17 protein-coding genes are annotated in these 22,973 nt (G+C 68.3%); 11 read left to right on the forward strand and 6 right to left on the reverse strand.

From position 1 onward, the window contains the following. From ACYVOK_RS26670 to ACYVOK_RS26680, 3 genes are all read right to left on the reverse strand, one after another. Positions 1–822, reverse strand: coding sequence for a MerR family transcriptional regulator (locus ACYVOK_RS26670; protein WP_460665289.1), 822 nt, complete (start codon positions 820–822; stop codon positions 1–3). Between the two features lie 111 nt (positions 823–933). Next, the gene (locus tag ACYVOK_RS26675; RefSeq protein WP_460665290.1) at positions 934–2,301 is read right to left on the reverse strand and encodes a ricin-type beta-trefoil lectin domain protein; all 1,368 of its coding nucleotides are present in this window, start codon (positions 2,299–2,301) and stop codon (positions 934–936) included. Continuing rightward, positions 2,301–4,196, reverse strand: coding sequence for a ricin-type beta-trefoil lectin domain protein (locus tag ACYVOK_RS26680; protein ID WP_460665291.1), 1,896 nt, complete (start codon positions 4,194–4,196; stop codon positions 2,301–2,303). Before ACYVOK_RS26680 ends, ACYVOK_RS26675 begins: the two co-directional genes overlap by 1 nt. A 235-nt stretch (positions 4,197–4,431) precedes the next feature. Between ACYVOK_RS26680 and ACYVOK_RS26685 the strand changes: the two genes are divergently transcribed. After that, the gene (locus tag ACYVOK_RS26685; RefSeq protein WP_460665292.1) at positions 4,432–5,655 is read left to right on the forward strand and encodes a ricin-type beta-trefoil lectin domain protein; all 1,224 of its coding nucleotides are present in this window, start codon (positions 4,432–4,434) and stop codon (positions 5,653–5,655) included. A gap of 50 nt (positions 5,656–5,705) precedes the next feature. On the opposite strand, the gene ACYVOK_RS26690 is transcribed toward ACYVOK_RS26685, so the two are convergent. Further along, positions 5,706–6,896 carry an ROK family transcriptional regulator gene (locus tag ACYVOK_RS26690; RefSeq protein WP_460665293.1) on the reverse strand — a complete coding sequence of 397 codons (1,191 nt, stop codon included), beginning with the start codon at positions 6,894–6,896 and terminating at the stop codon, positions 5,706–5,708. Between the two features lie 230 nt (positions 6,897–7,126). Between ACYVOK_RS26690 and ACYVOK_RS26695 the strand changes: the two genes are divergently transcribed. The 7 genes from ACYVOK_RS26695 to ACYVOK_RS26725 all read left to right on the forward strand — a co-directional run bounded on the left by ACYVOK_RS26695 (position 7,127) and on the right by ACYVOK_RS26725 (position 15,792). Next, on the forward strand, positions 7,127–8,176 hold the full coding sequence (locus ACYVOK_RS26695) for a LacI family DNA-binding transcriptional regulator (RefSeq protein WP_460665294.1): 1,050 nt from the start codon (positions 7,127–7,129) through the stop codon (positions 8,174–8,176). Positions 8,177–8,355: 179 nt separating this feature from the next. Continuing rightward, the gene (locus tag ACYVOK_RS26700) at positions 8,356–10,041 is read left to right on the forward strand and encodes an ABC transporter substrate-binding protein (RefSeq protein ID WP_460665295.1); all 1,686 of its coding nucleotides are present in this window, start codon (positions 8,356–8,358) and stop codon (positions 10,039–10,041) included. A gap of 270 nt (positions 10,042–10,311) precedes the next feature. After that, positions 10,312–11,352 carry an ABC transporter ATP-binding protein gene (locus tag ACYVOK_RS26705; RefSeq protein ID WP_460665296.1) on the forward strand — a complete coding sequence of 347 codons (1,041 nt, stop codon included), beginning with the start codon at positions 10,312–10,314 and terminating at the stop codon, positions 11,350–11,352. After that, positions 11,349–12,329: an ABC transporter permease gene (locus ACYVOK_RS26710; RefSeq protein WP_460665297.1), complete on the forward strand. Its 981-nt coding sequence runs from the start codon at positions 11,349–11,351 to the stop codon at positions 12,327–12,329. The genes ACYVOK_RS26705 and ACYVOK_RS26710 overlap by 4 nt, the downstream gene beginning before the upstream one ends. Further along, on the forward strand, positions 12,329–13,360 hold the full coding sequence (locus tag ACYVOK_RS26715) for an ABC transporter permease (RefSeq protein WP_460665298.1): 1,032 nt from the start codon (positions 12,329–12,331) through the stop codon (positions 13,358–13,360). The genes ACYVOK_RS26710 and ACYVOK_RS26715 overlap by 1 nt, the downstream gene beginning before the upstream one ends. Further along, entirely contained in the window at positions 13,357–14,361 is a 1,005-nt protein-coding gene (locus tag ACYVOK_RS26720) for an ABC transporter ATP-binding protein (RefSeq protein WP_460665299.1), read from the forward strand. Before ACYVOK_RS26715 ends, ACYVOK_RS26720 begins: the two co-directional genes overlap by 4 nt. Positions 14,362–14,394: 33 nt before the next feature. Next, positions 14,395–15,792 (forward strand): GH1 family beta-glucosidase, encoded by a 1,398-nt coding sequence (locus tag ACYVOK_RS26725; protein WP_460665300.1) that lies wholly within the window; start codon positions 14,395–14,397, stop codon positions 15,790–15,792. Between the two features lie 67 nt (positions 15,793–15,859). Here ACYVOK_RS26725 and ACYVOK_RS26730 read toward each other — a convergent pair whose 3' ends face one another. After that, on the reverse strand, positions 15,860–17,635 hold the full coding sequence (locus ACYVOK_RS26730) for a bifunctional metallophosphatase/5'-nucleotidase (protein WP_460665301.1): 1,776 nt from the start codon (positions 17,633–17,635) through the stop codon (positions 15,860–15,862). A gap of 151 nt (positions 17,636–17,786) precedes the next feature. Here ACYVOK_RS26730 and ACYVOK_RS26735 point away from each other — a divergent pair, with 151 nt between their 5' ends. After that, positions 17,787–19,388 carry a beta-N-acetylhexosaminidase gene (locus ACYVOK_RS26735; protein ID WP_460665302.1) on the forward strand — a complete coding sequence of 534 codons (1,602 nt, stop codon included), beginning with the start codon at positions 17,787–17,789 and terminating at the stop codon, positions 19,386–19,388. Positions 19,389–19,397: 9 nt separating this feature from the next. Here the strand turns inward: ACYVOK_RS26735 and ACYVOK_RS26740 are convergent, their stop codons facing one another. Further along, entirely contained in the window at positions 19,398–21,218 is a 1,821-nt protein-coding gene (locus ACYVOK_RS26740; RefSeq protein ID WP_460665303.1) for an exo-alpha-sialidase, read from the reverse strand. Positions 21,219–21,361: 143 nt separating this feature from the next. Between ACYVOK_RS26740 and ACYVOK_RS26745 the strand changes: the two genes are divergently transcribed. Further along, the gene (locus ACYVOK_RS26745) at positions 21,362–21,991 is read left to right on the forward strand and encodes a bifunctional 4-hydroxy-2-oxoglutarate aldolase/2-dehydro-3-deoxy-phosphogluconate aldolase (protein WP_460665304.1); all 630 of its coding nucleotides are present in this window, start codon (positions 21,362–21,364) and stop codon (positions 21,989–21,991) included. 47 nt (positions 21,992–22,038) lie between these two features. After that, the gene (locus ACYVOK_RS26750) at positions 22,039–22,971 is read left to right on the forward strand and encodes a sugar kinase (protein WP_460665305.1); all 933 of its coding nucleotides are present in this window, start codon (positions 22,039–22,041) and stop codon (positions 22,969–22,971) included. Positions 22,972–22,973: the final 2 nt, after the last annotated feature.

Here is a 22,973-nt window from a genome sequence, read left to right on the forward strand (position 1 = left end):
TCAACCTTTCGGTGCGGGGATGCGCTGGATCGGCCAGCAGATTTCGGTTCGCCAGGCGGCCGGGTCGTCCACGTCGCCGGGACTGACGACGTACAGCTCCCGGATCGGTCCGGGAGCGACCTCGCAGTGTTCCGCGACGTGGCTGCCGAGGGCGCCGTAGCTACGGTCGAAGTCGGTGAGCGGTCCGGTGTGGACGGCGATCGCGAAGAACCCGCCGGGGAGGTCGACCAGTTCGACCCCGTCGGCCGGCTCCTGGTCCGGCGCGACCGGCAGGAACGCGACCACCTCACCGGTGTCCTCGGTGAAGAACTCGTCGCTGTACGTCGCTCCGGAGGTGGCCGCGATGCCGCGTTGCTGGGCTATCGCACCCAGCCGGCGGAAGACGCGTTCGCACCAGGGTCCGATCTGTTCACGGTCGACCTGGTCGCGGACGCCGTACGCCCGGAACGCGGGGATGAAGCGGTAGTCGACGTCCAGCGCCGGTTGTCCGGGAGTCAGTAGCTCGCGCAACGACGTGACCACCTCGCGGGTGTGCGCGAGTTCCTGCTCCATCCGCTCGAGGTGCGCCCGCAGGGTTTCCTCCCGCCGCGCGGTGTCGGTGGTCTCGACGAGTTCGCGGACCTCGGGCAGTGGCATCCGGAGCTCCCGGAGTCGCCTGATCAGCAAGGCTGTCTCGACCTGGCCGGTCCCGTACCGCCGGTAGCCCGACGCCGGGTCGACCGAGGCCGGCGCCAGCAGGCCGATCTCGTGGTAGTGATGCAGTGTCTTCACGCTGAGATGTGTCAGGCGGGAGAACTCTCCCACCGTCACCAAAGCCGCCATGCCCCCAACCTTCCACCCTCCGGTAACCGGAGAGTCAAACAACCCGCCCCGCGACGCTCGGCGCGTCGCGGGGCGGAATGGATGGTGCCGGATCCGGTGGGTGGGACGTGGTCAGCCGCGGTAGCGGGATATGACTTTGGTGTAGTCCCAGGGTTGTTGGGGTACGCCGCTGCAGCTGTCGGCCGGGCCGCCGGTGCAGGGGCGGTCGCGGTTGACCGACCAGAAGGTGAACCGGGCCAGGTGGTGCTCGGACGCGTAGGCCAGCATCGACTCGAAGTCGGACAGGTTGACCCGCTCACCGGCGACATCGGTGAGCCCGTTCATCGACGAGATGCCGATCTTGCGGTACGCCGCGTCGTCACTCAGCCCGTACGCGTCCCGGACCCGGTTCTTCAGCCCGTCGGCCGCCTGCCGGGTCAGCGCGCCCATGTTGGTCGACCCGCCGCCGAAGTTGAACGGCATGATCACCCAGCCGTCCAGGTCCAGCCCCGACGCTGCACCGCGCCGGATCAGGTCCTGACCGTTGGCATCCGGTCCGGTCGTCGCCGTACCGAAGGTCAGGTACGTCGCGATCCCCGGGTTGTTCTGCTCGACGATCTTCAGCGCGTCGACGACCCGCTGGCGGACCGTCGCGTTGCTGAACTCGGTCGCCTCGATGTCCACGTCGAACGCCTTCAGCGACAGCGCGTTGATGACCTTCTGGTACGCCGCCGCCAGCTCACCCGCGCTGCCGCAGCTCTCACCGAGTTTGTTGCCGGACCAGCCGCCGACCGACACGACGACGTCGCCGCCGTTCGCACGGATCGTGTTGATCGCCTGCTGGTCGACGCCGCCGGTCAGCGGACGCTGACCGTCCCACATCGGATTGCAGTACCCGTTGGACAGGATGAACGCCATCGTGAACCACTTGACCCCGGTCGCGTTCATCACGGTCGCCGGGTTCGGCGGACTGCCCCACCCCTGGTAGAGGTACGGCGCCGCCGCCATCGGCGCACCGCCGGTCGGTGGCGGACCGTCGAGCGCCGGCAGGTTCCACTTCTGGTTCGCGCCACCGGTGCACGACCACAGCTGCAACGGCGTGGCGTTCGCCGAGTTGTTGCCAGTGACATCGAGGCACTTGTTCGCCTGCGGGTTCACCAGGTCGCGCGCGGACGTGTACGTCCATTGCTGAGCACCACTCCCGTTGCACGTCCACAGCTGGACCCGAGCGCCATTCGCAGTGGAACCGCCGCTGACATCCAGGCACTTGCCCAGGGCACGCAACGTTCCGTCCGAGGACCGGGTCCACTGCTGAGCCGCCGTACCGTTGCAGTCGTAGAGCTGTACGACGGTCCCGTCCGCAGTGTTGGCCCCGGCAACGTCCACGCACTTTCCGGCGAGCCCGGTGATCGTGCCGGTCGCCGCGTGAGCCGGTGTCGCGGTGACGAGCAGGCCGGCACCCAGCATCACGGCCGCGGCGACCGCCGCTGCCCAGCGCATCAGACGGTCCACTTCTGGTTGGCCGCGCCCGTGCAGGTCCAGATCTGCAGCGGGGTCGCGTTCGCGGAATTGTTGCCAGTCACATCAAGGCATTTGTTCGCCTGAGGATTCACGAGATCTCTCCCGCTCGTATAGGTCCATTGCTGAGCCCCACTGCCGTTGCACGTCCACAACTGCACGCGAGCACCGTCCGAGACAGACCCGCCGCTCACGTCCAGGCACTTGCCGAGCGCCCGGATCGTCCCGTCACCGGGCCGGGTCCACTGCTGCGCCGTCGTACCGTTGCAGTCGTAGAGCTGTACGGCGGTCCCGTCAGCACTGTTGGCACCGGCAACGTCGATGCACTTGCCGGCCAGCCCGGTGATCGCCGTACCCGCACCGCCTCCGCTCTGCGTACCGGTCCAGGTGAACGTCGCCGAGGTCTTGGTCGGCAGCGTGTAGACGAACGATTGCGAACCCCAGTTCACCCGCACCGACTGCGAGCTGCCAGTGGTGTTGAACGCGATCAGCGCCTTCGACCCGTCCGGGTTCTTCCAAGCCACGTTCTTCACCGAGTTGTTCGCCGTCGAGTCGATCCGGACGGCACCCGGCTTCACGAACTTGGTCAGGTGGCCCATCGTGTAGTACTCGATCGTCTTGTCCACCTGGCCGGCGCGGCTGCCGCCACGTTGCACCGTCACCAAGCCGGTGCAGACGTTGCAGCCGGCACCGACGTACGGCAGGTGGTTCTGGTCGAGGGCGAGACTCCACTTTACCCAGGACTTGCTCCAGTTCCGGGTGTAGTCGACGAGGTTGTTCATGTCCTCGACCTGCTGGTTCGGGATCCAGGTGCCGCCCGAGTGCTCGGTCATGTAGTGGTTCACGGCCGGGTACTGGTTGTGCACCTGGGTCTGCAGGTTCACGTCGCCGCCGTACCCGTGCCAGGCGATGCCGCCGAACAGCGGGTCGTTCCGCAGCGCGGCGTCGGCCAGCGGCACCGAGCCGAGGTCGTTGTAGTTGCCCCAGTTGTAGTCCAGGATCATCACCTTCGTGGTGATGCCGGCCGCCCGGAACGCCGGGATCAGGTGGTTCTTGGTGAACTCGAGCAGGCCGGAGCCGTTCCAGTTCATCGACGCGTAGCCGGTGTCGTCGGTCCCGCAGCAGGTCGGCTCGTTCTGCACCGACACGTAGTCGATGTGGTTGCCCTGGGCCTCGTTCTGCTGGACGTACTTGACGAAGTACTGGGCGTACATCGGGTAGTACTCCCACTTCAGCCAGCCGCGGTTGGTGAACTTGTTGTTGTCCTTCATCCAGGCCGGCGAACTCCACGGCGCACCCTTCACCTTCAGTGCCGGGTTCAGTTGCCGCGCCTGCTTGGTCAGGGGTACGACGTCGGTCAGGTCGTGGCCGATGCCGAAGTCGTTGAGGTCGCAGCACGTGTCGTCGTACGAGTAGTTGAACCGGGCCAGGTCGGAGGCACCCATCGGGTTGCGGACGAACGCCAGCCCGATCCCGTTGACCGGGTCGAACAGGTCCCGCATCACCTGGTTCCGGGTGGTGGCAGAGATCGTGTTGCTGCTGTTGAGCAGCCACGCCGCGCTGTCGGTGAACGACGCGCCACCGCCTTCGAAGGACTGGTACGTCGTGTTCTCGTTGACGGTGATCGTCTGGTTCGCCGTCCCTCCGGCCGGGCCGAAGTTGACCGGCGTCTGCTGCTGCAGGCCGCGGGTGACGTTGCGGCCGGCGGCGTCGTTCGTGGTGGTCAGCCAGATGTTGACCTGCTCACCGGCGGCCTGAGCCGGCGGGGCGGTGCCGAATCCGAGTCCGGTGGCGGCCATACAGGCAGCGGCCACCGCGACCGGCAGGAGGCGTCGTCGCCAGGGGCGGGCGCGACGAAGTTTCCCGTTCGCGGGCATGGGCGGATCTCCCTTGGGTGGAAGGGTTTCAGGAGGGGTTCCCGGTCCGGCGTCTGCCCGCGCCGCAACAGGTGGTCATCATGAGGTAACCATCGGTGAACGGCTCTGTCAACGCTGCGCCCGGACTTTTTTCACGTCTTTTATTTAGTCGCGACCTTGACGTGAAAGCGTTCTCACAGCAAGCTGCCGCACCAGACGCCTGTCTCCGACCGCCCCCGCGAGAAATGAGGCATCCATGAAGCGTTCCCGCATCACGGCGCTCGTCGCCCTCGGTGCCGCCCTGGTCGGCTCCGCACTCCTGCAGGCTCCGGCCACAGCCCGGCCAGAGGCAGCCGCCGCTCCGACGGCGGTGATCTGGGAGGACAACTTCGACGGCCCGGCCGGCCAAGCCCCCGACCCCGCCAAGTGGCGGTACGACATCGGCGGCTCCGGCTGGGGCAACAACGAGCGCCAGTACTACACCAACAGCACCCGCAACTCCGCCCTCGACGGCAACGGCAACCTGGTGATCACCGCACGGCGAGAGAGCGGCGGGCACCAGTGCCACTACGGCACCTGCGAGTACACGTCGGCCCGGTTGCTCACCGCGCAGACCTTCACCCAGACGTACGGCCGGTTCAAGGCACGCATCAAGATCCCCAGGACACAAGGGATCTGGCCCGCGTTCTGGATGCTCGGCGGCGGCAACTGGCCGAACGACGGCGAGATCGACATCATGGAGAACATCGGCCGCGAGCCGTCGACCGTGCACGGCACGATCCACGGTCCGGGCTACTCCGGTGCCGGCGGGATCGGCGCGTCGTACACGCTGCCCGGCGGTCAGCAGTTCGCCGACGCGTTCCACACCTTCCGGGTCGACTGGGAGCCGAACTCGATCAAGTGGTTCGTCGACGGCATCCAGTACCAGCAGCGCACACCGGCGGACCTCGGCGGGCGGACCTGGGTGTTCAACCACCCGTTCTTCATGATCATGAACGTCGCGGTCGGCGGCAACTGGCCGGGTTACCCCGACAGTACGACGGTCCTGCCGCAGACGATGACGGTCGACTACGTCCGGGTGTCGACCCTGGGCAGCAGTTCGGGCGGTACGCCGATCACCGGGCTGGCCGGCAAGTGTGTCGACGTCGCCGCCGCCAACACCGCGGACGGTACGCAGGTCCAGCTGTACGACTGCAACGGCACGAACGCCCAGCAGTGGACCCGTCCGGGCGACGGCACGATTCGGGCCCTGGGCAAGTGTCTCGACGTGAACGCCGGCTCGGTTGCCGACGGCGCCAAGGTGCAGCTCTGGACGTGCAACGGAACCGCCGCCCAGCAATGGGTCTACACGTCCGGCCGCGACCTGGTGAACCCGCAGGCCAACAAGTGCCTCGATGTCACCGGCAACAATTCCGCCAACGGAACACCCCTGCAGCTCTGGACCTGCACCGGCGCGGCCAACCAGAAGTGGACCGTCTAGGTCGACTGAGGATTACTGCCGCCTGACGGCAGTAATCCTCCGCTAAGGAGCTACCGCGACGGTACGACGCCGCCGTCACGGAGCAACCGCAGCACCGGCAGGGTCGCGGCGCCCAGCGCGACCGCGTCCCTGCCGAGCTCGCACAACTCGATCGACACCTGAGCGTACGGCCGGCGCAAGGCGTGTTCACCGACAAGGGCACGCAGCCGTGGCAGGTAGCGCTCCCCCAGCAACAGTCCGGCCCATCCGCCGAGCACGATCCGCTCCGGGTTGACCAGGTTGACCAGATTCGCGACCCCCGCCGCCAGATATCCCACCGTGTCGTCCAGGATCCTTGCCGCGACTTCCGACGTACCGGCAGCGTCGAGTAACTCGAGGAAGGCCGTCTCCTCGTCGGCGGCCGACACGGTCCCTCCGGCTTCGCGATACCGGTCGAGCACCGCCTCGGCACCGACGTACGCCTCGAGGCAGCCGTCGTCTCCGCACCGGCACCGGCGACCGCCGTACGCGATCGTCATATGGCCCCACTCGCCCGCACTGCTTCGGGTTCCGCGATAGCTGGAGCCACCGGCAACCAGGGCCGCTCCGACGCCGGAGCCGATCAACGCGACAACCGCGTCCGTCGCACCCCGGCCGGCGCCGAACCACATCTCCGCCTGACCCAGCATGTTCGCACCGTTGTCCACCTGGACCGGAATATCGGTGCCCTCAGCAAGCATCTGACGCAGCGGTACGGCGTCCCACCCGAGTGTCTGCGCATCGACGACGGCGTTGTCCTCGACAACACCGGCGACCGCCACACCCATCCCGAGAATCAGCTCGGACCGTACGCCGGACGAGGCGATCACGGCCGCAAGACCCTCCAGCACGTGCTTCACGACCATCGACGGCTGGGGTGTGTCGATGGGGTGGTCGACGCTCGCGAGCACAGTCATCGAGAGGTCGAACAGTTCGACCCGCACTCGCGTCTCCCCGACCTCCGCGCCGACGACGTACCGGAAGGTCGGTGAGACCCGCACCAGGATGCGCGGCCGGCCGCCCTCGGAGTCGACCGAACCGGCCTCCTCGACGACGCCTTCGGCGATCAGTTCGCCGACCAGGTTGCTGACGCTCGCGGCGCTCAGCGAGGTCCGCAGACCGAGTTCGTGCCGGCTGAGCGGTCCCTCGCGGTAGATCGTGGTCAGCAACGCCGACCGGTTGGACCGCCGCATGTCGCGCACAGTGGTCCGCCGAACGTCCATCCCGTCTACCCCTACCTGGTCCGGCCCCCAGGCAGGCCGCTCCCCCAGAGTTCATCACGGCGCACCGGCGGCCCGGAAGACGGACCTTCTTCCAGGTCATGAACTAAGCAGTGATTCGTTACCGTTCCGTGATTGACCGGCGCAGCTCGCTCGGTTTCACTCTACGAAACCGCTTCCGAAACCGGTTCCGGCCGCAGCCGGAGCCTCACCCGCCCGAGGGGAGCAGTGCAGTGTCGATCACGATCGCCGATGTCGCGGCGCGCGCCGGTGTCAGCAAGACGACCGTCTCGCGCGTCCTCAACGGCAAGGGCGAGCTCGACCTGCGCACCGCCGAGCGGGTCCGCCAGGTGATCGCCGAGCTCGGCTACGTGCCGAGCGCCCGCGCGGTCGGCCTGGCCCGGGGCCGGACGCGGATCGTCGGCATGCTGGTGCCCTCGCTGACCTGGCCCTGGATGGGCGAGGTGCTGCAGGGCGCCGTCGACGTGGTCGAGAGCGAGGGCTACGGGCTGCTGCTCTTCACGTTCAACCGGGGTGAGGAGTCGATGCACCAGTTCGCCTCCCAGGTCTCGGCCCAGTCGTTCGACGGTCTGCTGGTGATCGAGCCCGAGGGCACGCTCACCTACATCGAGCAACTGCACGCGCGCGGCCTGCCGGTGGTCCTGATCGACGACCGCGCCAAGCGCCCGCAGTTCCCGTCCGTCGCCACCACCAACCGGGCCGGCGGCGAGTCGGCCGCCCGGCATCTGCTGGAGCTCGGCCGCCACCGGCCCCTGTTGATCACCGGGGTCGAGCGATTCGGCTGCACCCACGAACGGCTGGACGGCTTCCGCGACACCTACGCCGAAGCCGGGATCGAGCTCGACCCGCAGCTCGTGTTCGAAGGCGATTTCACCCACGAGAGCGGCCGGCGCGGCGTCCAGTACGCGCTCGACCACAGGCTCGAGTTCGACGCGGTCTTCGCCCACAACGACCTGTCCGCCGGCGGCGCCATCCAGGCCGTCCGGGAGACCGGGCGGAACGTCCCGAACGACGTCTCGGTGGTCGGGTTCGACGACATCCCGTACGCCGAGCACACCGAGCCCCCGCTGACCACGGTGCACCAGCCGATGCGCCAGATGGGTCAGGCGGCGGCCCGGATGCTGATGGGGTACTTCGGCGGCACACCGTTGCCCGAGGACCCCCAGGTGCTGCCCACGACCCTGATCGTCCGCAGCTCAACCGCCCCGAAGGCCACCCCGAGGCCGGTGCCGAAACCCGCCCCCAGGCACCGGCGTCACTAAGCTCCGGCGGCGGGGCAGCTGCCCCTGTCCCGCCGCCGGTGAACCCCTCGATATCGATCCGTTAGGGCGTCCGCTCTTCCCATGAGAGCGTTCTCACGCCACGATGCAGTCGCCCGCGTGGCTCAGGCGCGGGCCCATCAGACGACACAGTCGCCACCACAGATCCACAGGAGGAACCGATGCGAGCACGACGCACGGTCGCGCTGGCCCTGACGGGCCTGCTCGCGGCAGCCACCCTGGCTGCCTGTAGTAGCGGGGACGGGAACACCACGGCGAACAGCGGGTCCGGCACCGCCGCGACGGTGCTGAACGTCGGGATGCCGAACGGCCCGCAGACCGAGAACCACAACCCGTTCCTCGGCTCCTCCTCGGGTGCCTCGCTCGGGTACCGGTGGATGATCTTCGAGCCGCTGGTGATGATCAACGGCATCAAGCCGACCGAACCCGGCAAGCCGTGGCTGGCCACCGAGTGGAAGTGGGCGGACAACTTCACCAAGCTGTCGCTGACGATCCGCGACGGCGTCAAGTTCTCCGACGGCAAGCCGATGACGGCCGAGGACGTCGCCTACTCGTTCCAGCTCCGCAAGGACCACGAAGGCCTGAACCAGGATGCGATCCCCTACGGCACGATCGCGGTGTCCGGCAACAAGGTGGACCTGACTTTCACCCGGTCCCAGTTCGTCAACCAGAACAAGATCCTGACCGTGTTCGTCGTACCGAAGCACCAGTGGTCGACGCTCAAGGACCCGACCCAGGACACGCTGAAGAACCCGATCGGCACCGGGCCGTACACGGTGAAGTCGTTCACCCCGCAGACGACCACGCTGGTGGTGCGGGACTCGTACTGGCAGGACCTGCCGAAGGTGAAGGAACTGCGCTACACGTCGTACAACGACAACAACGCGCAGACCACCGCGCTGGCCAACGGCTCGTCGGAGTGGAGCTTCGTCTTCGTCCCGAACGTGAAGGCCGTCTACCAGGACAAGGACCCCGAGCACCACAAGCTGTGGTTCCCGGCGAACCTCGGCATCCACGGGCTGTGGATCAACACCACGCGCAAGCCGTTCGACAACCCGGCGCTGCGCCGGGCGATGGACAAGGTGATCAACCGCGACGACATCTTCATGCAGGGTGAGGCCGGCTACTTCTACCCGAAGGTCGAGTCGATCACCGGTATCCCGACCCCGGCCGGTGAGTCGTTCATCGCGCCGGAGTTCAAGGACAAGAAGCACGTCGTGGACGTGGAGGGCGCCAAGAAGGAACTCGCCGACGCCGGCTTCAAGCTCGAGGGTGACGTCCTGAAGGACCCGACCGGCAAGCCGGTCACGATCACGCTGACCGACCCGGCCGGCTGGTCGGACTACATCACCGACCTGGAGATCATCAAGGACAACCTGTCCACGATCGGGATCAAGGCGACCGTCGACAAGGCCAACCAGGACGCCTGGTTCAAGGCCTTCGACGAGGGCAACTTCGACGCCGGCATGCACTGGACCAACGGCGGCGCGACGCCGTACGACATCTACCAGAACATCATGGACGGCAAGATCCTCAAGCCGATCGGCAAGGGCGGGGTGAGCGGCAACTACGGCCGGTTCAACAGCCCGGAGGCGACCAAGGCGCTGGACCAGTACGCCAACGCGACCGACGACGCGACCAGGACCGCGGCGCTGAACACGCTGCAGAGGATCATGGTCGAGCAGATGCCCGTGGTCCCCACCTCGGCCTCGAACGTCGGCGGTCTCTACAGCACCAAGAACTGGGAGGGCTGGCCGGACGAGCAGAACCAGTACGCGCCTGCTCAGCCGACCCAGCAGAACGCGCTGCAGATCGTCCTCAACCTGAAGCCCGCCGGCGCCCAGTGACCGCCGCGCCGCGGCGCCGGACTGTCCCGGTCCGGCGCCGCGGTGCCACCAACCACACCCCGGCGAGCCCAGCGAGCCAGCACCCACACCCGGCGAGCGCAGCGAGCCAGCAACCCACCCGGCGAGCCCAGCGAGCCGCACCCACACCCGGCGAGCCCAGCGAGCCAGCAACCACACCCGGCGAGCGCAGCGAGCCAGCAACCACACCCGGCGAGCGCAGCGAGCCAGCAACCACAGCCGGCGAGCGCAGCGAGCCGTGATTGGAGTCCCGTGACGGTGACCGACACCGAGGTGGTTCTCGAGGCCGAGGGCCTCACCAAGCATTTCCCGGTACGACGGGGAATCCGCGACCTGCTCACCAAGGACCGCAAGGTCGTGCACGCGGTGGACGACATCCGGCTGACGCTGCGCCGGGGCCGGGTCACCGCGCTCGTCGGTGAGTCCGGCTCGGGCAAGTCGACCGTCGCCCGGCTGCTGGCCCAGTTGTACAGCCGGACGTCGGGCGACATCCGCCTGCACGGCGAGTCCGTCACCGTGAAGGGCGGCCGCAGGTTCCGTGCCTACTGCCGCCGGGTGCAGATGATCTTCCAGGACCCGTTCGCGTCGCTGAACCCGACGCACACCGTGCGGTACCACCTGACCCGCGCGTTGAAGATCCACGGCCGAGCCGGCAACACCCCGGCCGAACTCGAGCAGAACCTCCGCGACCTGCTGCTCCGGGTGCAACTCACTCCCCCGGAGCGCTACCTGGACAAGTTCCCGCACGAACTGTCCGGCGGTCAGCGCCAGCGGGTGTCGATCGCCCGTGCGCTCGGCGCCGACCCCGAGGCGCTACTGGCGGACGAGCCGGTGTCGATGCTGGACGTCTCGATCCGGCTCGGCGTACTGAACCTGCTGCGGGACCTGAAGGAACGCCTCAACCTGGCCATCCTCTACATCACCCACGACATCGCGTCGGCTCGCTACTTCGCCGACGAGACCCTGGTGATGTACGCCGGCCGGATGGTCGAGGGCGGCGACTCCGAGACGGTCACCCAGAACCCGGCCCACCCGTACACCCGGCTGCTGATCGAGAGCGCGCCGGATCCGGACCGGCTGGACCGCGTCGGCGATCCGCGCGACACGCCGGCGGACGAAGGCCACGGCGAGCCGCCGAGCCTGATCGCCCCGCCGACCGGCTGCCGGTTCCATCCGCGCTGCGTGCACGCCATGCCCAAGTGCTCGACCGAACTACCGCCCCGCTTCGAGCTGCCCACCAACCACGGTCACTGGGCGGCCTGCTGGCTGTACGAGGAAGGAGCGGCGAAGTGAAGTTCCTGCTGCAGCGGATCGCGTTCTACCTGTTCACCGCGTGGGCCGCGCTCACCATCAACTTCTTCATCCCGCGGCTGATCCCCGGCGACCCGGTCACCTCGCTGATCAACAAGTTCCAGGGCCAGCTCAGCACCGAGGCGATCAACTCGCTCTACGTGCTGTTCGGCCTGGACAAGAACGCGGGCCTGTGGAGCCAGTACGTCGACTACTGGGGTCAGGTGTTCCGCGGCGACCTCGGCCTGTCGTTCACCTTCTTCCCCACGCCGGTCTCGGAGATCCTCGGCCAGAGCCTGCCGTGGACGATCGCGCTGGTCGGCATCACCACGTTCGCCAGCTTCATGATCGGTACGTCGCTCGGCGTGCTGGCCGGCTGGCGACGCGGCTCGTGGCTCGACGGACTGTTGCCGGTGACAACATTCCTGTCGTCCATCCCGTACTTCTGGCTCGGCCTGCTGGCGATCACCCTGCTGGCCGGCCCGGACAGCATCTTCCCGTCGTCCGGCGGGTACGAGCCGGGCCTGGTGCCGTCGTGGAACGGCGAGTTCATCGGCAGCGCGATCCAGCACAGCCTGCTGCCCGCCGTCACGATCCTGATCTCGTCGGTCAGCGGCTGGATCCTGAGCATGCGGAACATGATGGTCACGGTGGCGTCGGAGGACTACATCACCGTGGCCCACGCCAAGGGTCTGCCCGAGCGCCGGGTGATGGTCAGCTACGCCGCCCGCAACGCCCTGCTGCCGAACGTCTCCGGGTTCGCGCTGTCCCTCGGCTTCATCGTCGGCGGCACCCTGCTGGTCGAGATCGTCTTCTCCTACCCCGGGATCGGCTACAACCTGTTCCAGGCGGTCGGCGCGAAGGACTACCCGCTGATGCAGGGCGTCTTCCTGGTCATCACGCTGTCGGTCCTGGTCGCCAACCTGATGGCCGACATCGCCTACCTGCTGCTCGACCCGCGTACCCGGAAGGAGGGCTGATGTCCGCACCAGCCACCACCATCACGGCGGTCACTCCGGAGGGTCCCGAGGTCGCGGCCGCGCCGGCGAAACGCCGCCGGTTGCGGTTCGTCGCCAACCCGAAGGCGGCGACCGGCCTGATCATCCTCGGCTTCTTCTGCCTGATCGCGATCATCGGCCCGTGGATCGCGCCGTACGACCCGTCCGCCCGCAGCAGCGACCTGATCCAGCCGCCGTCCGGCAAGCACTGGTTCGGTACGACACACCTCGGCCAGGACATCTTCAGCCAGGTCCTCGTCGGCACCCGGGGCGTGATGTTCGTCGGCCTGCTGGCCGGGATCGTCGCGACCGCCCTGTCGGTGCTGATCGGTGTCAGCGCCGGCTTCCTCGGCGGCGCGGCGGACGAGAGCCTGTCGGCGCTGTCCAACGTGTTCCTGGTCATCCCGGCGCTGCCGCTGATCATCATCGTCGCCTCCACCATCCCGGGTGCGGGTGACCTGATGGTTGCCCTCGTCATCGGTTTGACGTCCTGGGCCTGGGGTGCTCGGGTGCTGCGCGCACAGACGTTGTCGTTGCGCCGCCGCGACTACGTGGAGGCCGCCCGGGCGACCGGTGAGAGCACCTGGCGGATCATCACCGCCGAGATCATGCCGAACCTGACCGCGATCATCGCCTCCGGTTTCGTCGGCACGGTGATCTTCGCGGTGATGTCCGAGATCACCCTCGCCTTCATCGGCATCTCCACGATCTCCGAGTGGAACTGGGGCACGATCCTGTTCTGGGCGCAGAGCCAGCAGGCACTGGCCCAGGGCGCCTGGTGGTGGTTCGTCCCGGCCGGCCTGGCGATCGCTCTGCTCGGTACGGCGCTGTCGCTGATCAACTTCGGGATCGACGAGTTCGTCAGCCCGCGCTTGCGCAGCAGCGGTCACACCAGGGTCAAGACCAAGGACGGTCACACGGTCCGGATGCGGGTCGGGTTCACGCCGGTTCTCGGCACCAAGGAGCTGCCCGCGACTCCCGTCGTACGCCGGAAGAAGGAGAACGCGGCATGAAGGACCCGGTGCTGGAGATCAAGAACTTCCACGTCGACTACGGGCTCGGCGACCAGGCCGTGCAGGCGGTCCGCGACGTCACGCTGACCCTGCATCGCGGCGAGGTGCTCGGATTGGCGGGCGAGAGCGGCAGCGGCAAGTCCACCCTCGCGTACGGCGTGACGCGACTGCTCCCGCCGCCCGGCGTGATCAGCGGCGGCTCGGTGATCTACCACCCGCCGAGCGGCGACCCGTACGACGTGATGGCGCTGACGGACGCCGAGTTGCGCGCGTTCCGGTGGGCCGAGACGTCGATCGTGTTCCAGGGCGCGATGAACTCACTGAACCCGGTGCACAAGGTCTCGACCCAGATGCTCGACGTGATCAAGGCGCATGAGCCGCACCTCAGTCCTCAGGCGCGCACGGCGCGGGCGCAGCAGATGCTCAAGCTGGTCGGCATCTCGGCCGACCGGATGGACGCGTACCCGCACCAGCTGTCCGGCGGTATGCGGCAGCGGGTGATGATCGGGATGGCGCTCGTCCTCGAACCGCAGATCGTCATCATGGACGAGCCGACCACCGCCCTCGACGTGGTGATGCAGCGGCAGATCCTGGCCCAGTTGGTCGAACTGCGGGAGCGGCTCGGGTTCTCGGTGCTGTTCATCACCCACGACCTGTCGCTGCTGGTCGAGTTCTCCGACCGGATCGCGATCATGTACGGCGGCCGGATCGTGGAGGAGGCGCGCTCGGCGGACCTCTACAAGGATTCGCTGCATCCGTACAGCGAGGGGCTGCTGAAGTCGTTCCCGGCGTTGCGCGGGCCGCGGCGGGAGCTGGCCGGGATTCCCGGCTCGCCGCCGGACCTGCGCGGGATGCCTTCAGGCTGTTCGTTCCATCCCCGTTGTCCGCACGCGTTCGACCGCTGCTCGACGGAGATCCCGATCCTCGGCGTGCCGGCGGCGCGTAACGATCCCAGCCGGTCCGTCGCCTGCTGGCTTCCCGGCCGCGTCCCGGTCGGCTGACCCCACTACTTCTCCCAAGGAGCTTCTCAACCGATGAGCACAACTTCTGTCTCGGGGGACGCCGAACTGATCGCGGGGCTTCCGGCCGGATTCCGGTGGGGTGTCGCAACGTCGGCGTACCAGATCGAGGGCGCGGTCGACGTGGACGGCCGGACGCCGTCGATCTGGGACACCTACTGCCGGGTGCCTGGTGCGATCGCCCACGGCGACACCGGTGACGTTGCCTGCGACCACTACCGCCGGATGCCGGCCGACGTTGCCCTGATCAAGGACCTGGGCCTGGACACGTACCGGTTCTCGGTCGCCTGGCCGCGGGTGCAGCCGGGTGGCAAGGGTCCGGTGAACCCGGCCGGGATCGCGTTCTACGACCGGCTCGTCGACGAGCTGCTTGCCCAGGGCATCGATCCTTGGGTGACGTTGTACCACTGGGACCTGCCGCAGGAGCTGGAGGACGCGGGCGGCTGGCCGGTGCGCGACACGGCGTACCGGTTCGCGGACTACTCGATGCTGGTCTTCGAGGCGCTGAGCGACCGCGTCGACACCTGGACCACGCTGAACGAGCCGTGGTGCTCGGCCATGCTCGGGTACGCGTACGGCGCGCAGGCTCCGGGCCGGCGTGAGTACCCGGCGGCGATCGCGGCGGTCCACCACCTGCTGCTCGGGCACGGTCTCGCCACGGTCCGGATGCGCGAAGCGGCACCCCGCACACTCGACATCGGGATCACCTTGAACGTGGCAACGGCGTACCCGGCTTCGGACGCCCAGCCTGACCTGGACGCGGCCCGGCGCGCCGACGGGATGGGCCGGCGCATCTACCTCGACCCGCTCGTCCATGGCCGCTACCCCGCCGACGTGGTCGCCGACCTCGAGTCCGAGGGGATCGAACTCCCGGTCCAGGAAGGCGATCTCGCCGTGATCTCGGCACCGATCGACGTCCTCGGCGTGAACTACTACTTCAGCCAGAAGTTCACCGGGTATGCCGAGGACGGCCGCACCGTCGACGACGACGGCCGGCCGATCAGCCGCACCATCCCACTGGACAAGCCCCGTACCGCGATGGACTGGGAGATCGTTCCCGAGGGCTTCACCGACCTACTGCTCAGCATCGCCCGGGACTACCCGGGCCTGCCGATGGTCATCACCGAGAACGGCTCCGCCTTCGACGACCACCCGGACCCGACCGGGTTCGTCGACGACACCGATCGGGTCGCGTACTTCACGTCCCACCTGGCCGCCGTCGCCGACGCCATCCGCCGGGGCGCCGACATCCGCGGGTACCTCGCCTGGTCCCTGATGGACAACTTCGAATGGGCCTACGGCTACGCCAAACGCTTCGGCATCGTCCGAGTCGACTACGAAACCCAGACCCGCACTCCGAAAGCCAGCGCCCTCTACCTCAAAGACCTCGCCGAACAACACCGCGCCAGGTGAGACCCCACGCGTGGTCCCGGTGATCTGAACCGGGACCACGCCAGGCGCTCAGCTCGGGGCGTCCGCGCTACTTCTGCGTTACTCGGGTTAGTGGTGCCGGGGTCAGGGTCTTGTGGGTCCGGAGGTAGCTGGCGAAGGTTTCGTGGTCGGTGTTGTTCCGGACCGGGTCGGTGTAGCTCTTGAAGGCCGGGTATCCGTCCGCACCGATCACGGTGTAAGCCAGCGCCGCGACCCGGTAGGTCTTCGCCGGGTCGAGCGCGACGCCGTCGATCTTCACGTCGGCCGGGTCGACCCGGTCACCGACGGGCCGGGCGGCGTCGTACGCATACCTGACGTTCCCGGACACCGCCAGCGGCGCGAACTTCACCGACCCGTCGGCCTGCGTCTTCCACTGCTGCTCGAGTACGGCGTCCAGCTGTGCACCCGTGAGGCTCACGGTCAGGACCGGGTTGCCGTATCCGTACGCATCCCACGACTCCCCCAGCGTCACCCGGCCGTCCGCATCGCCCGGCTTGTTGCTATTGGCAACGAGAAGATCGCCGCGCAGGGCGGTCGACCCGGTGGCCGGCTTGGCGGCGACCAGGCCGAGGTCCGCAGGTCCGTTCTGCCGGGCCGTCCACAGATGTACGTCGGCCGCCAGGTCGGCCATCGTGCTCTCGCCGGCGGCGTTCGCCGTACGGGTGAAGTCGCCCGTGATCGTCGCCACCGGCTCGGCGTACTTGCGGTTGCCGGCCGCGGTCCAGTAGTCGACGATGCGCTGGATCTCGGGGTCGGGCGCGACGTCGCGAGTGACCGCGTGGTTGGTGGACGTCGTCTTGTCGCGCAGTACCTCACCGGTTCGCCGGTCGAGCTGGAGGTTGATCTCGTTGATCAGGCGGCCGTGGTTCGCCGCCTCGACGACCGGGCGCGGGTTGCCGGCCGGGTCCGGGATGCTGCAGTTGAACGCCGCGTGCCAGTGACCGGTCACGATCGCGTCGATCTGCGGCGTCACCTTGCGAGCCAGGTCGATCGCGGGTCCGCTCGGGTTGACACAGTTGTCGTACGTCGCCGACGCGTCGGTCCCACCGTCGTGCAGGTTGAGCACGATCGCCTTCACGCCGCGCCTGGTCAACTCGGCCGCGGCCTTGTTCGCCGACTCGACCGGGTCGAGTGCCTTCAGCTCGGGCTGGAACGACGTGGACCCGAGCGGGGTGTCCGGGACGGTCAGGCCGATGAAACCGACCGGGTAGGCGCGACCGTGGTCCTGGACCCAGCGGATCGTGTACGGCGCCACGATCGTCCGGCCTTTGTCGTCGACGATGTTGGCCGACTGGAAGTCGAAGTCGGCGCCGCGGAAGCGGCGTCCGGTGGAGTCGGTGAAGCAGCTGTCGACGCCGACCGTGCCGAAGCACCTGCCGTGCGCCATGTGGTCGACCAGGAAGCTTCGCGACACGTCCAGTTCGTGGTTGCCGACGCTGGAGAACTCGACGCCGAGCGCGTTCATGACCTCGATGGTCGGTTCGTCCGCATGGACGTCCACCTCGAACGGCCAGCCGGCGAAGCTGTCGCCGTCGGCGAAGAAGATCGAGTTCTGCTTCCCGGCCCGGATGGCCTTCAGGTGCGTGGCCAGGTACGCCGCTCCGCCGACGACCTGGGGTTTGCCGTCCGGGCCGGCGATGGTGCCGCCGTCCGCGGGTGACGGCGGGCGCAGGTAGCCGTGAAAATCGGTGATCGAGACCAGTTGCACCGGTACCGCTGAGGTAACGGCCTCGGCGGCCGGGGCCAGGGCCGCGGGGGTGAGGCCGGCGGTCAGGGCCGCGGCGAGGGCGGTGGCGACAGCGCGTGGGCGGCGAGCTCTGCGCACAATTGTCTCCTTAGTTGTCCAAGTAAGCACTTTCCGACAGAATGAGAGTGCCTCACGATGAACGCGAAGTCACTAGCACACGGCGAGTCGCCGAATCCGGAAAGAATCTGACCTGCCGGTGCCGGCCCTCCACCCGCCCGACTGGAGCCTGATGAACCTTCCGGTGATCCCCGCACCCGCGACCGCGACCGCTCACGACGGGACTCTGCTCGTCGGGGATGCTCTCGGAATCGTCGTACGGTCGGCGGAGCTCGCCGATCTCGCCGCCCGCTTCGCCGCCGATGTCCAGCTCGACGCGGGCATCGCGCTCTCGGCCGGATCGGCCGGTATCACGGTCCTCATCGACGGAGACGGCCTCGACGACGTCGCACCCGCCGCAGGGCTTCGAGCCGACGGTCAGGTGACCGCCGACGAACGATACGGGCTCGAGATCAGCGGCGACGGCGTACGCGTCTGGGGCCGGACCGCGGAGGCGGTGCACCGCGGGCTCACCTCGCTCCGGCAGCTCATCTCGGCCCACGCCCAGGACGGCACCGCCGTGTTGCCGGCCGGCCGCATCATCGACGGCCCGCGGTTCGCGTGGCGCGGCCTGTCGCTCGACGTCGTCCGCACCTTCCATGGTCCGGACGTCGTACGACGGGTCATCGACATGTGCTCGCTGTACAAGCTCAACGTGCTGCACCTCCACCTCACCGACGACCAGGGGTGGCGACTCGAGGTGCCGTCGCGGCCGGCGCTCACCGAGGTCGGCGCGAGCGGCGCGATCGGCGACCGTCCGGGCGGCTACTACACCCAGGCCGAGCTGGCAGAACTCGTCGCGTACGCGGCCGAGCGGTTCGTCACGGTGGTGCCCGAGATCGACATGCCCGGCCATACCTCGGCGGTCTTCCGCGCCTACCCCGACCTGGCGCCGGCGGAGATCCGCTCGATCGATCTCGGCAACGGGGCGAGTATCCAGCTCAGCACGCTCGATCCCGATCGCGCCGAGACGTGGGCGTTCGTCGAGGACGTCCTCGACGCCGTTGTCACCCAGTTCCCGCAGAGCGCGTACGTGCACATCGGCGGCGACGAGGCGTTCGGCATGTCCGACGAAGCCCACGCCGCGTTCGTCGAACGGGCCGCCTCGCTGGTTCGGGAGCGGGGGAAGCGGGTGGTCGGCTGGCAGGAGATCGCCCGCGCCGACATCACCCCCGACGACGTCGTGCAGTACTGGATGGATGTCGCCGACACCCCGCCGGACGGGGACACGATGAGCTCGATGCTTCCGGCCGAACTGGTGCCGATCCTGGCCGAGGGCATGAAGAAGGCGAAGTACGACGTCCCGAGTGCCCTCGCCCGGGGTTCGCGGCTGCTCGTCTCGCCGACCACCTGGCTGTACTTCGATCGGCCCCACGCCGATGCGTCGTCGGATCCCGATCAGGAGGAACTGCGGCAACGCGTCGGACTGCCGTTCTACCCGCCGGCGTCGATCCGGTCCGGCGTCGAGTGCGACCCGGTCGGGAGCATCCCCGGCGTGGCGTCGGAGCAGCAACTCGCCGGTGTCGAAGCAGCGGTCTGGTGCGAGACGATCGCGAACTCCGACGAACTCGAGTTCATGCTCCTCCCCCGCCTGCCTGGAGCCGCCGAGAAGGCCTGGACCCGCGGGACCTCCACCGACTGGCCCGAATACGCCACCCGCCTGGGCCGCCAGTCCCCTGTCTGGCGCCACCGCGGTTGGACCTGGTTCCGGTCGAGAGAGATCACCTGGATGTAGCAGGGACCGTCAGCCGAGTGGCAGATCGAGTACGACGTTCGGCACGGTGGTGCTGTTCGTCGTACGGATGCTGTTGATCTCTGTCGCGGTCAGCGCCCGCTTGTAGATCCGGACCTCGTCCATCGAACCGTCGAAGTGGTGCGCACCGTCGAGCCGCTGGCCGACATACAGCTTGAACGGCCGCGCCGGACTGATCGACCCGGCCGGCGCGGCGACGCTGGCCGCCTGTGTGCCGTCGACCCAGATCGACAGCGTTCCGGCCTTGCGCTGCAGAGCGACGTGATGCCACGCGTTGTCGTTGTACGCCCTGGTGGTGGCGACCGAGGCGGTGTTGCCGTTGGTCGTGATGAGGCCGCGGATGCGGCTGCTCGCGGGTTCGGCTCGTAGCCAGAACTGCGAGAACTCGTTGATGCCGTACCCCCAGAAGATCGCCTGGCCGGCCGTACTCGCGCCGTACCTGATCCACGCCATCGCGGTGAAGTCCCCGCTGCCGAGGGCGAGCGACTCCGCGAACGGCAACTGGATCGCGTCGTCGACGCCGTCGAGGTCGCGCGCCTGCCCGAACCTGCCGGTGACCACGGTTGTGCCGCCGCGCAGGTAGCTGTCGTTGCCGAGCCCGGAGACGTCCGGCGTGGTCGGACCGAGCGGAGCATCCGGATGACCGATGTCGGTCTCGGTGAACCGCACGAAGCGGATCTGGTCCCGGGCGTCGACGGTGCCGCCTTCGTACAGCAGGCCGATCTCGCCGGTGTCCAGGATCGCCATGTCCGAGTACCCGGACCAGTCGCTGGTGATCCGGGTGCCTTCGGCAACGGATTGCCAGGTCCTGCCTTCGTCGAAGCTGGACCGGATCGTCATGTACCGGCGGCGTTCCGGATCGGCCGGCGCGGCGAACAGGATGCGGTTGTACCTGTCGCCGCGATCCACCGCCCGAAGGCGCTGCAGCGAACTCTGCACCACCGGCGTGGTCAGCCCGGCGATCGTCGCGTACGGCGCCGCGTACGTCTCACCACCGTCGTTGCTGACCGCAAACATCCGGCTGTCCCCGGCGCTGCCGGCGTTGTTGCGGGCAATGGCATAGATGCCGCCGTCAACCTTCTCGACGACGCTGATCTCCTGCGGTACGGCGCCGTCGGACCGCAGGTCGGTCGCACCCTTGTGCCACGTCACGCCGTGGTCGTCGCTGTACACCAACTGCCCGGCGGCGCGGCCGCTGCCGTTGTCGTAGTTGGTCCCGGCCACCAACCGGCCGGCGTGCGCGCCACGGGTCAACTGGATGCCGTGCACCGGGCCGGTCGCGTACCAGCCCCAGGCCGGGTCGTCGATCTGGTCACCGATGTTCCTCGCCGTACTCCAGGTCCTCCCGTCATCGTCACTGACCTGCACGTACGGCGTCCGCGGCCGGCTCGTCGTCCCGGGATCCATCGTGCTGAGCAACACGATCCGCCCGGTCTCGTAGTCGACGATCGGCGCCGGGTTCCCCCGCGTCGCGACCGCATTCGGATCACTGTCGGTTCCCGAGAGCACGATCTGGGTCGGCGACCAGGTCCGCCCGTCGTCCTCGGACCGCCGCATCACCAGATCGATCTCCTGCGAGTCCGCACACCAGGCCCGCCGAGCCTCCGCGAAGGCAAGCAAGGTCCCGGCCTTGGTCCGCACGATGGCCGGAATCCGGTAGCACCCGTATCCGGCATCTCCCTTGTTGAAGAGCACGGTCTGGGTGACCGCCGCCGTCTGGAGCTCGCCATCGGTTTCGGCGGCCGGCTGATTGGCGGCCACCGTGGGTATCAGCAGCGCGAACGAGAGCAGGAGCGGAAGACGACTGGGCATGGGCGGATGCCTCCCAACGGAAAGTGAACAACCGGGCGGAGTGTCCATCTCGTAACTTATCCACTCGCGCGCTGTCCGAAACCCAACACATGGGACGTCCTATGTCTGCATCGATCCACTAGCGTGGCCCCAAGGAGGAACCCATGGATCTGCTTGCCGAACTCCGCCGCTGCAAAGTGCTCGCCATCATCCGCACCGACGGCCCGGACCGCGCCCTGGAGTGCGTCCGCACCCTCGTCGACGCGGGTATCACCGCCCTCGAGGTCTCGCTCACCACGCCCGGCGGTGTCGACGCGATCGCCAACGCCCGCTCGGAGTACGACCCGTCCATCCTGATCGGCGCGGGCACGGTCGTCACCGCTGCGCAGGCCGACGAAGTCGCCGCCGCCGGCGCAGGATTCGCCGTCACTCCCGCGATCACCCGCGGCGCCCACCGCAGTGTCGAACTCGGCCTCCCACTCCTCTGCGGGGCACTCACCCCGACCGAAGTGGTCGCGGCCCTCGACCTCGGCGCCACCGCGGTCAAGATCTTCCCGGCCAAGGTCTACGGCCCCGGCTACCTACGCGAACTCCGCGCCCCGCTGCCCCACGCCCCACTCATCGCCGTTGGCGGCGTCGACGCCGAGACGGCCCCGGAGTACCTGGCGGCCGGCGCCCTGGCAGTCGGGGTAGCGTCTCCTCTGCTGGGCGACGCCGCCACCGGCGGCTCCCTTTCCGCCCTCACCACCCGAGCCAAAACCTTCCTGGCCGCCGTCAACAGCCCCCACCCATGACCACCGCCGCCGGCCTACCCATCCAGCGGTTCTCACGGAGTAGAGCGATGACCGATCTCCTCACCATCGGCGAGACGATGGTTTCGTTGCGGACCGCCCGCGCGATGCGGCTGGGCGGTGACGCCCACCTGTCCATCGCCGGCTCGGAGAGCAACGTCGCCATCGGCGTGTCCCGCCTCGGCCACCAGGCGGCCTGGCTAGGTGCCGTCGGCAACGACGAGCCGGGCCGGCTGATCCAGCGCACGCTGCGAGCCGAGGGTGTCGACACCACCTGGCTGAGGTTCTCGGACGAGTCGTTCACCGGGTTCATCGCGTTCGACCAGCCGTCCCACGACATCACCCGCGTCAGCTACCACCGGCGTGGATCGGCCGGCTCGACCCTGACCAGCGCGGAATGCATCACAGCCCTGACGGAGTCAGCACCACGCCTCCTCCACGTCACTGGCATCACCCCGGCCCTCTCCGACACCACCCGCGCCGCGATCCTGGACGTCGTACGTGCAGCCGCGGAGTCCGACGTACGCGTATCCCTCGACGTCAACTACCGAGCCCGCCTCTGGTCACGCTCGGAGGCGACTGCCCTGCGCGAGCTACTCCCCCACGTCCACACGGTCTTCGCCTCCGACGACGAACTCGACATCCTCACCGACGCGCCCGAACCGGTCCGCGACCTGCTCGAGAAGGGCATCACCGAAGTCGTCGTCACCGCGGGTGGCAAGGGCGCCTGGTCACACACCGCGGACGGCACCATCCACCGCCCCGCCCTCCCCGTCACTGTCGTCGACAGCATCGGCGCCGGCGACGCCTTCGTCTCCGGCTACCTCTCCGCCACCCTCGACAACCTCACGCCCGAACACCGCCTCGACCGCGCCACCACCTCCGGCGCCTTCTGTGTCACCGCCACCGGCGACTGGGAATCCCTCCCCACCCGCGACGACCTGACCCTCCAGACCCACACCCAAGGCACCGCGCTCCGCTGACC

Source organism: Kribbella swartbergensis, from assembly GCF_054784135.1.

Excerpts from the sequence above, each read along its gene's own strand:
- ACYVOK_RS26670 (WP_460665289.1), bottom strand. The coding sequence starts at position 822 with ATGGCGGCTTTGGTGACGGTGGGAGAGTTCTCCCGCCTGACACATCTC.
- ACYVOK_RS26675 (WP_460665290.1), bottom strand. The coding sequence starts at position 2,301 with ATGCGCTGGGCAGCGGCGGTCGCCGCGGCCGTGATGCTGGGTGCCGGC.
- ACYVOK_RS26680 (WP_460665291.1), bottom strand. The coding sequence starts at position 4,196 with ATGCCCGCGAACGGGAAACTTCGTCGCGCCCGCCCCTGGCGACGACGC.
- ACYVOK_RS26685 (WP_460665292.1), top strand. The coding sequence starts at position 4,432 with ATGAAGCGTTCCCGCATCACGGCGCTCGTCGCCCTCGGTGCCGCCCTG.
- ACYVOK_RS26690 (WP_460665293.1), bottom strand. The coding sequence starts at position 6,896 with ATGGACGTTCGGCGGACCACTGTGCGCGACATGCGGCGGTCCAACCGG.
- ACYVOK_RS26700 (WP_460665295.1), top strand. The coding sequence starts at position 8,356 with ATGCGAGCACGACGCACGGTCGCGCTGGCCCTGACGGGCCTGCTCGCG.
- ACYVOK_RS26715 (WP_460665298.1), top strand. The coding sequence starts at position 12,329 with ATGTCCGCACCAGCCACCACCATCACGGCGGTCACTCCGGAGGGTCCC.
- ACYVOK_RS26720 (WP_460665299.1), top strand. The coding sequence starts at position 13,357 with ATGAAGGACCCGGTGCTGGAGATCAAGAACTTCCACGTCGACTACGGG.
- ACYVOK_RS26725 (WP_460665300.1), top strand. The coding sequence starts at position 14,395 with ATGAGCACAACTTCTGTCTCGGGGGACGCCGAACTGATCGCGGGGCTT.
- ACYVOK_RS26735 (WP_460665302.1), top strand. The coding sequence starts at position 17,787 with ATGAACCTTCCGGTGATCCCCGCACCCGCGACCGCGACCGCTCACGAC.
- ACYVOK_RS26740 (WP_460665303.1), bottom strand. The coding sequence starts at position 21,218 with ATGCCCAGTCGTCTTCCGCTCCTGCTCTCGTTCGCGCTGCTGATACCC.
- ACYVOK_RS26745 (WP_460665304.1), top strand. The coding sequence starts at position 21,362 with ATGGATCTGCTTGCCGAACTCCGCCGCTGCAAAGTGCTCGCCATCATC.
- ACYVOK_RS26750 (WP_460665305.1), top strand. The coding sequence starts at position 22,039 with ATGACCGATCTCCTCACCATCGGCGAGACGATGGTTTCGTTGCGGACC.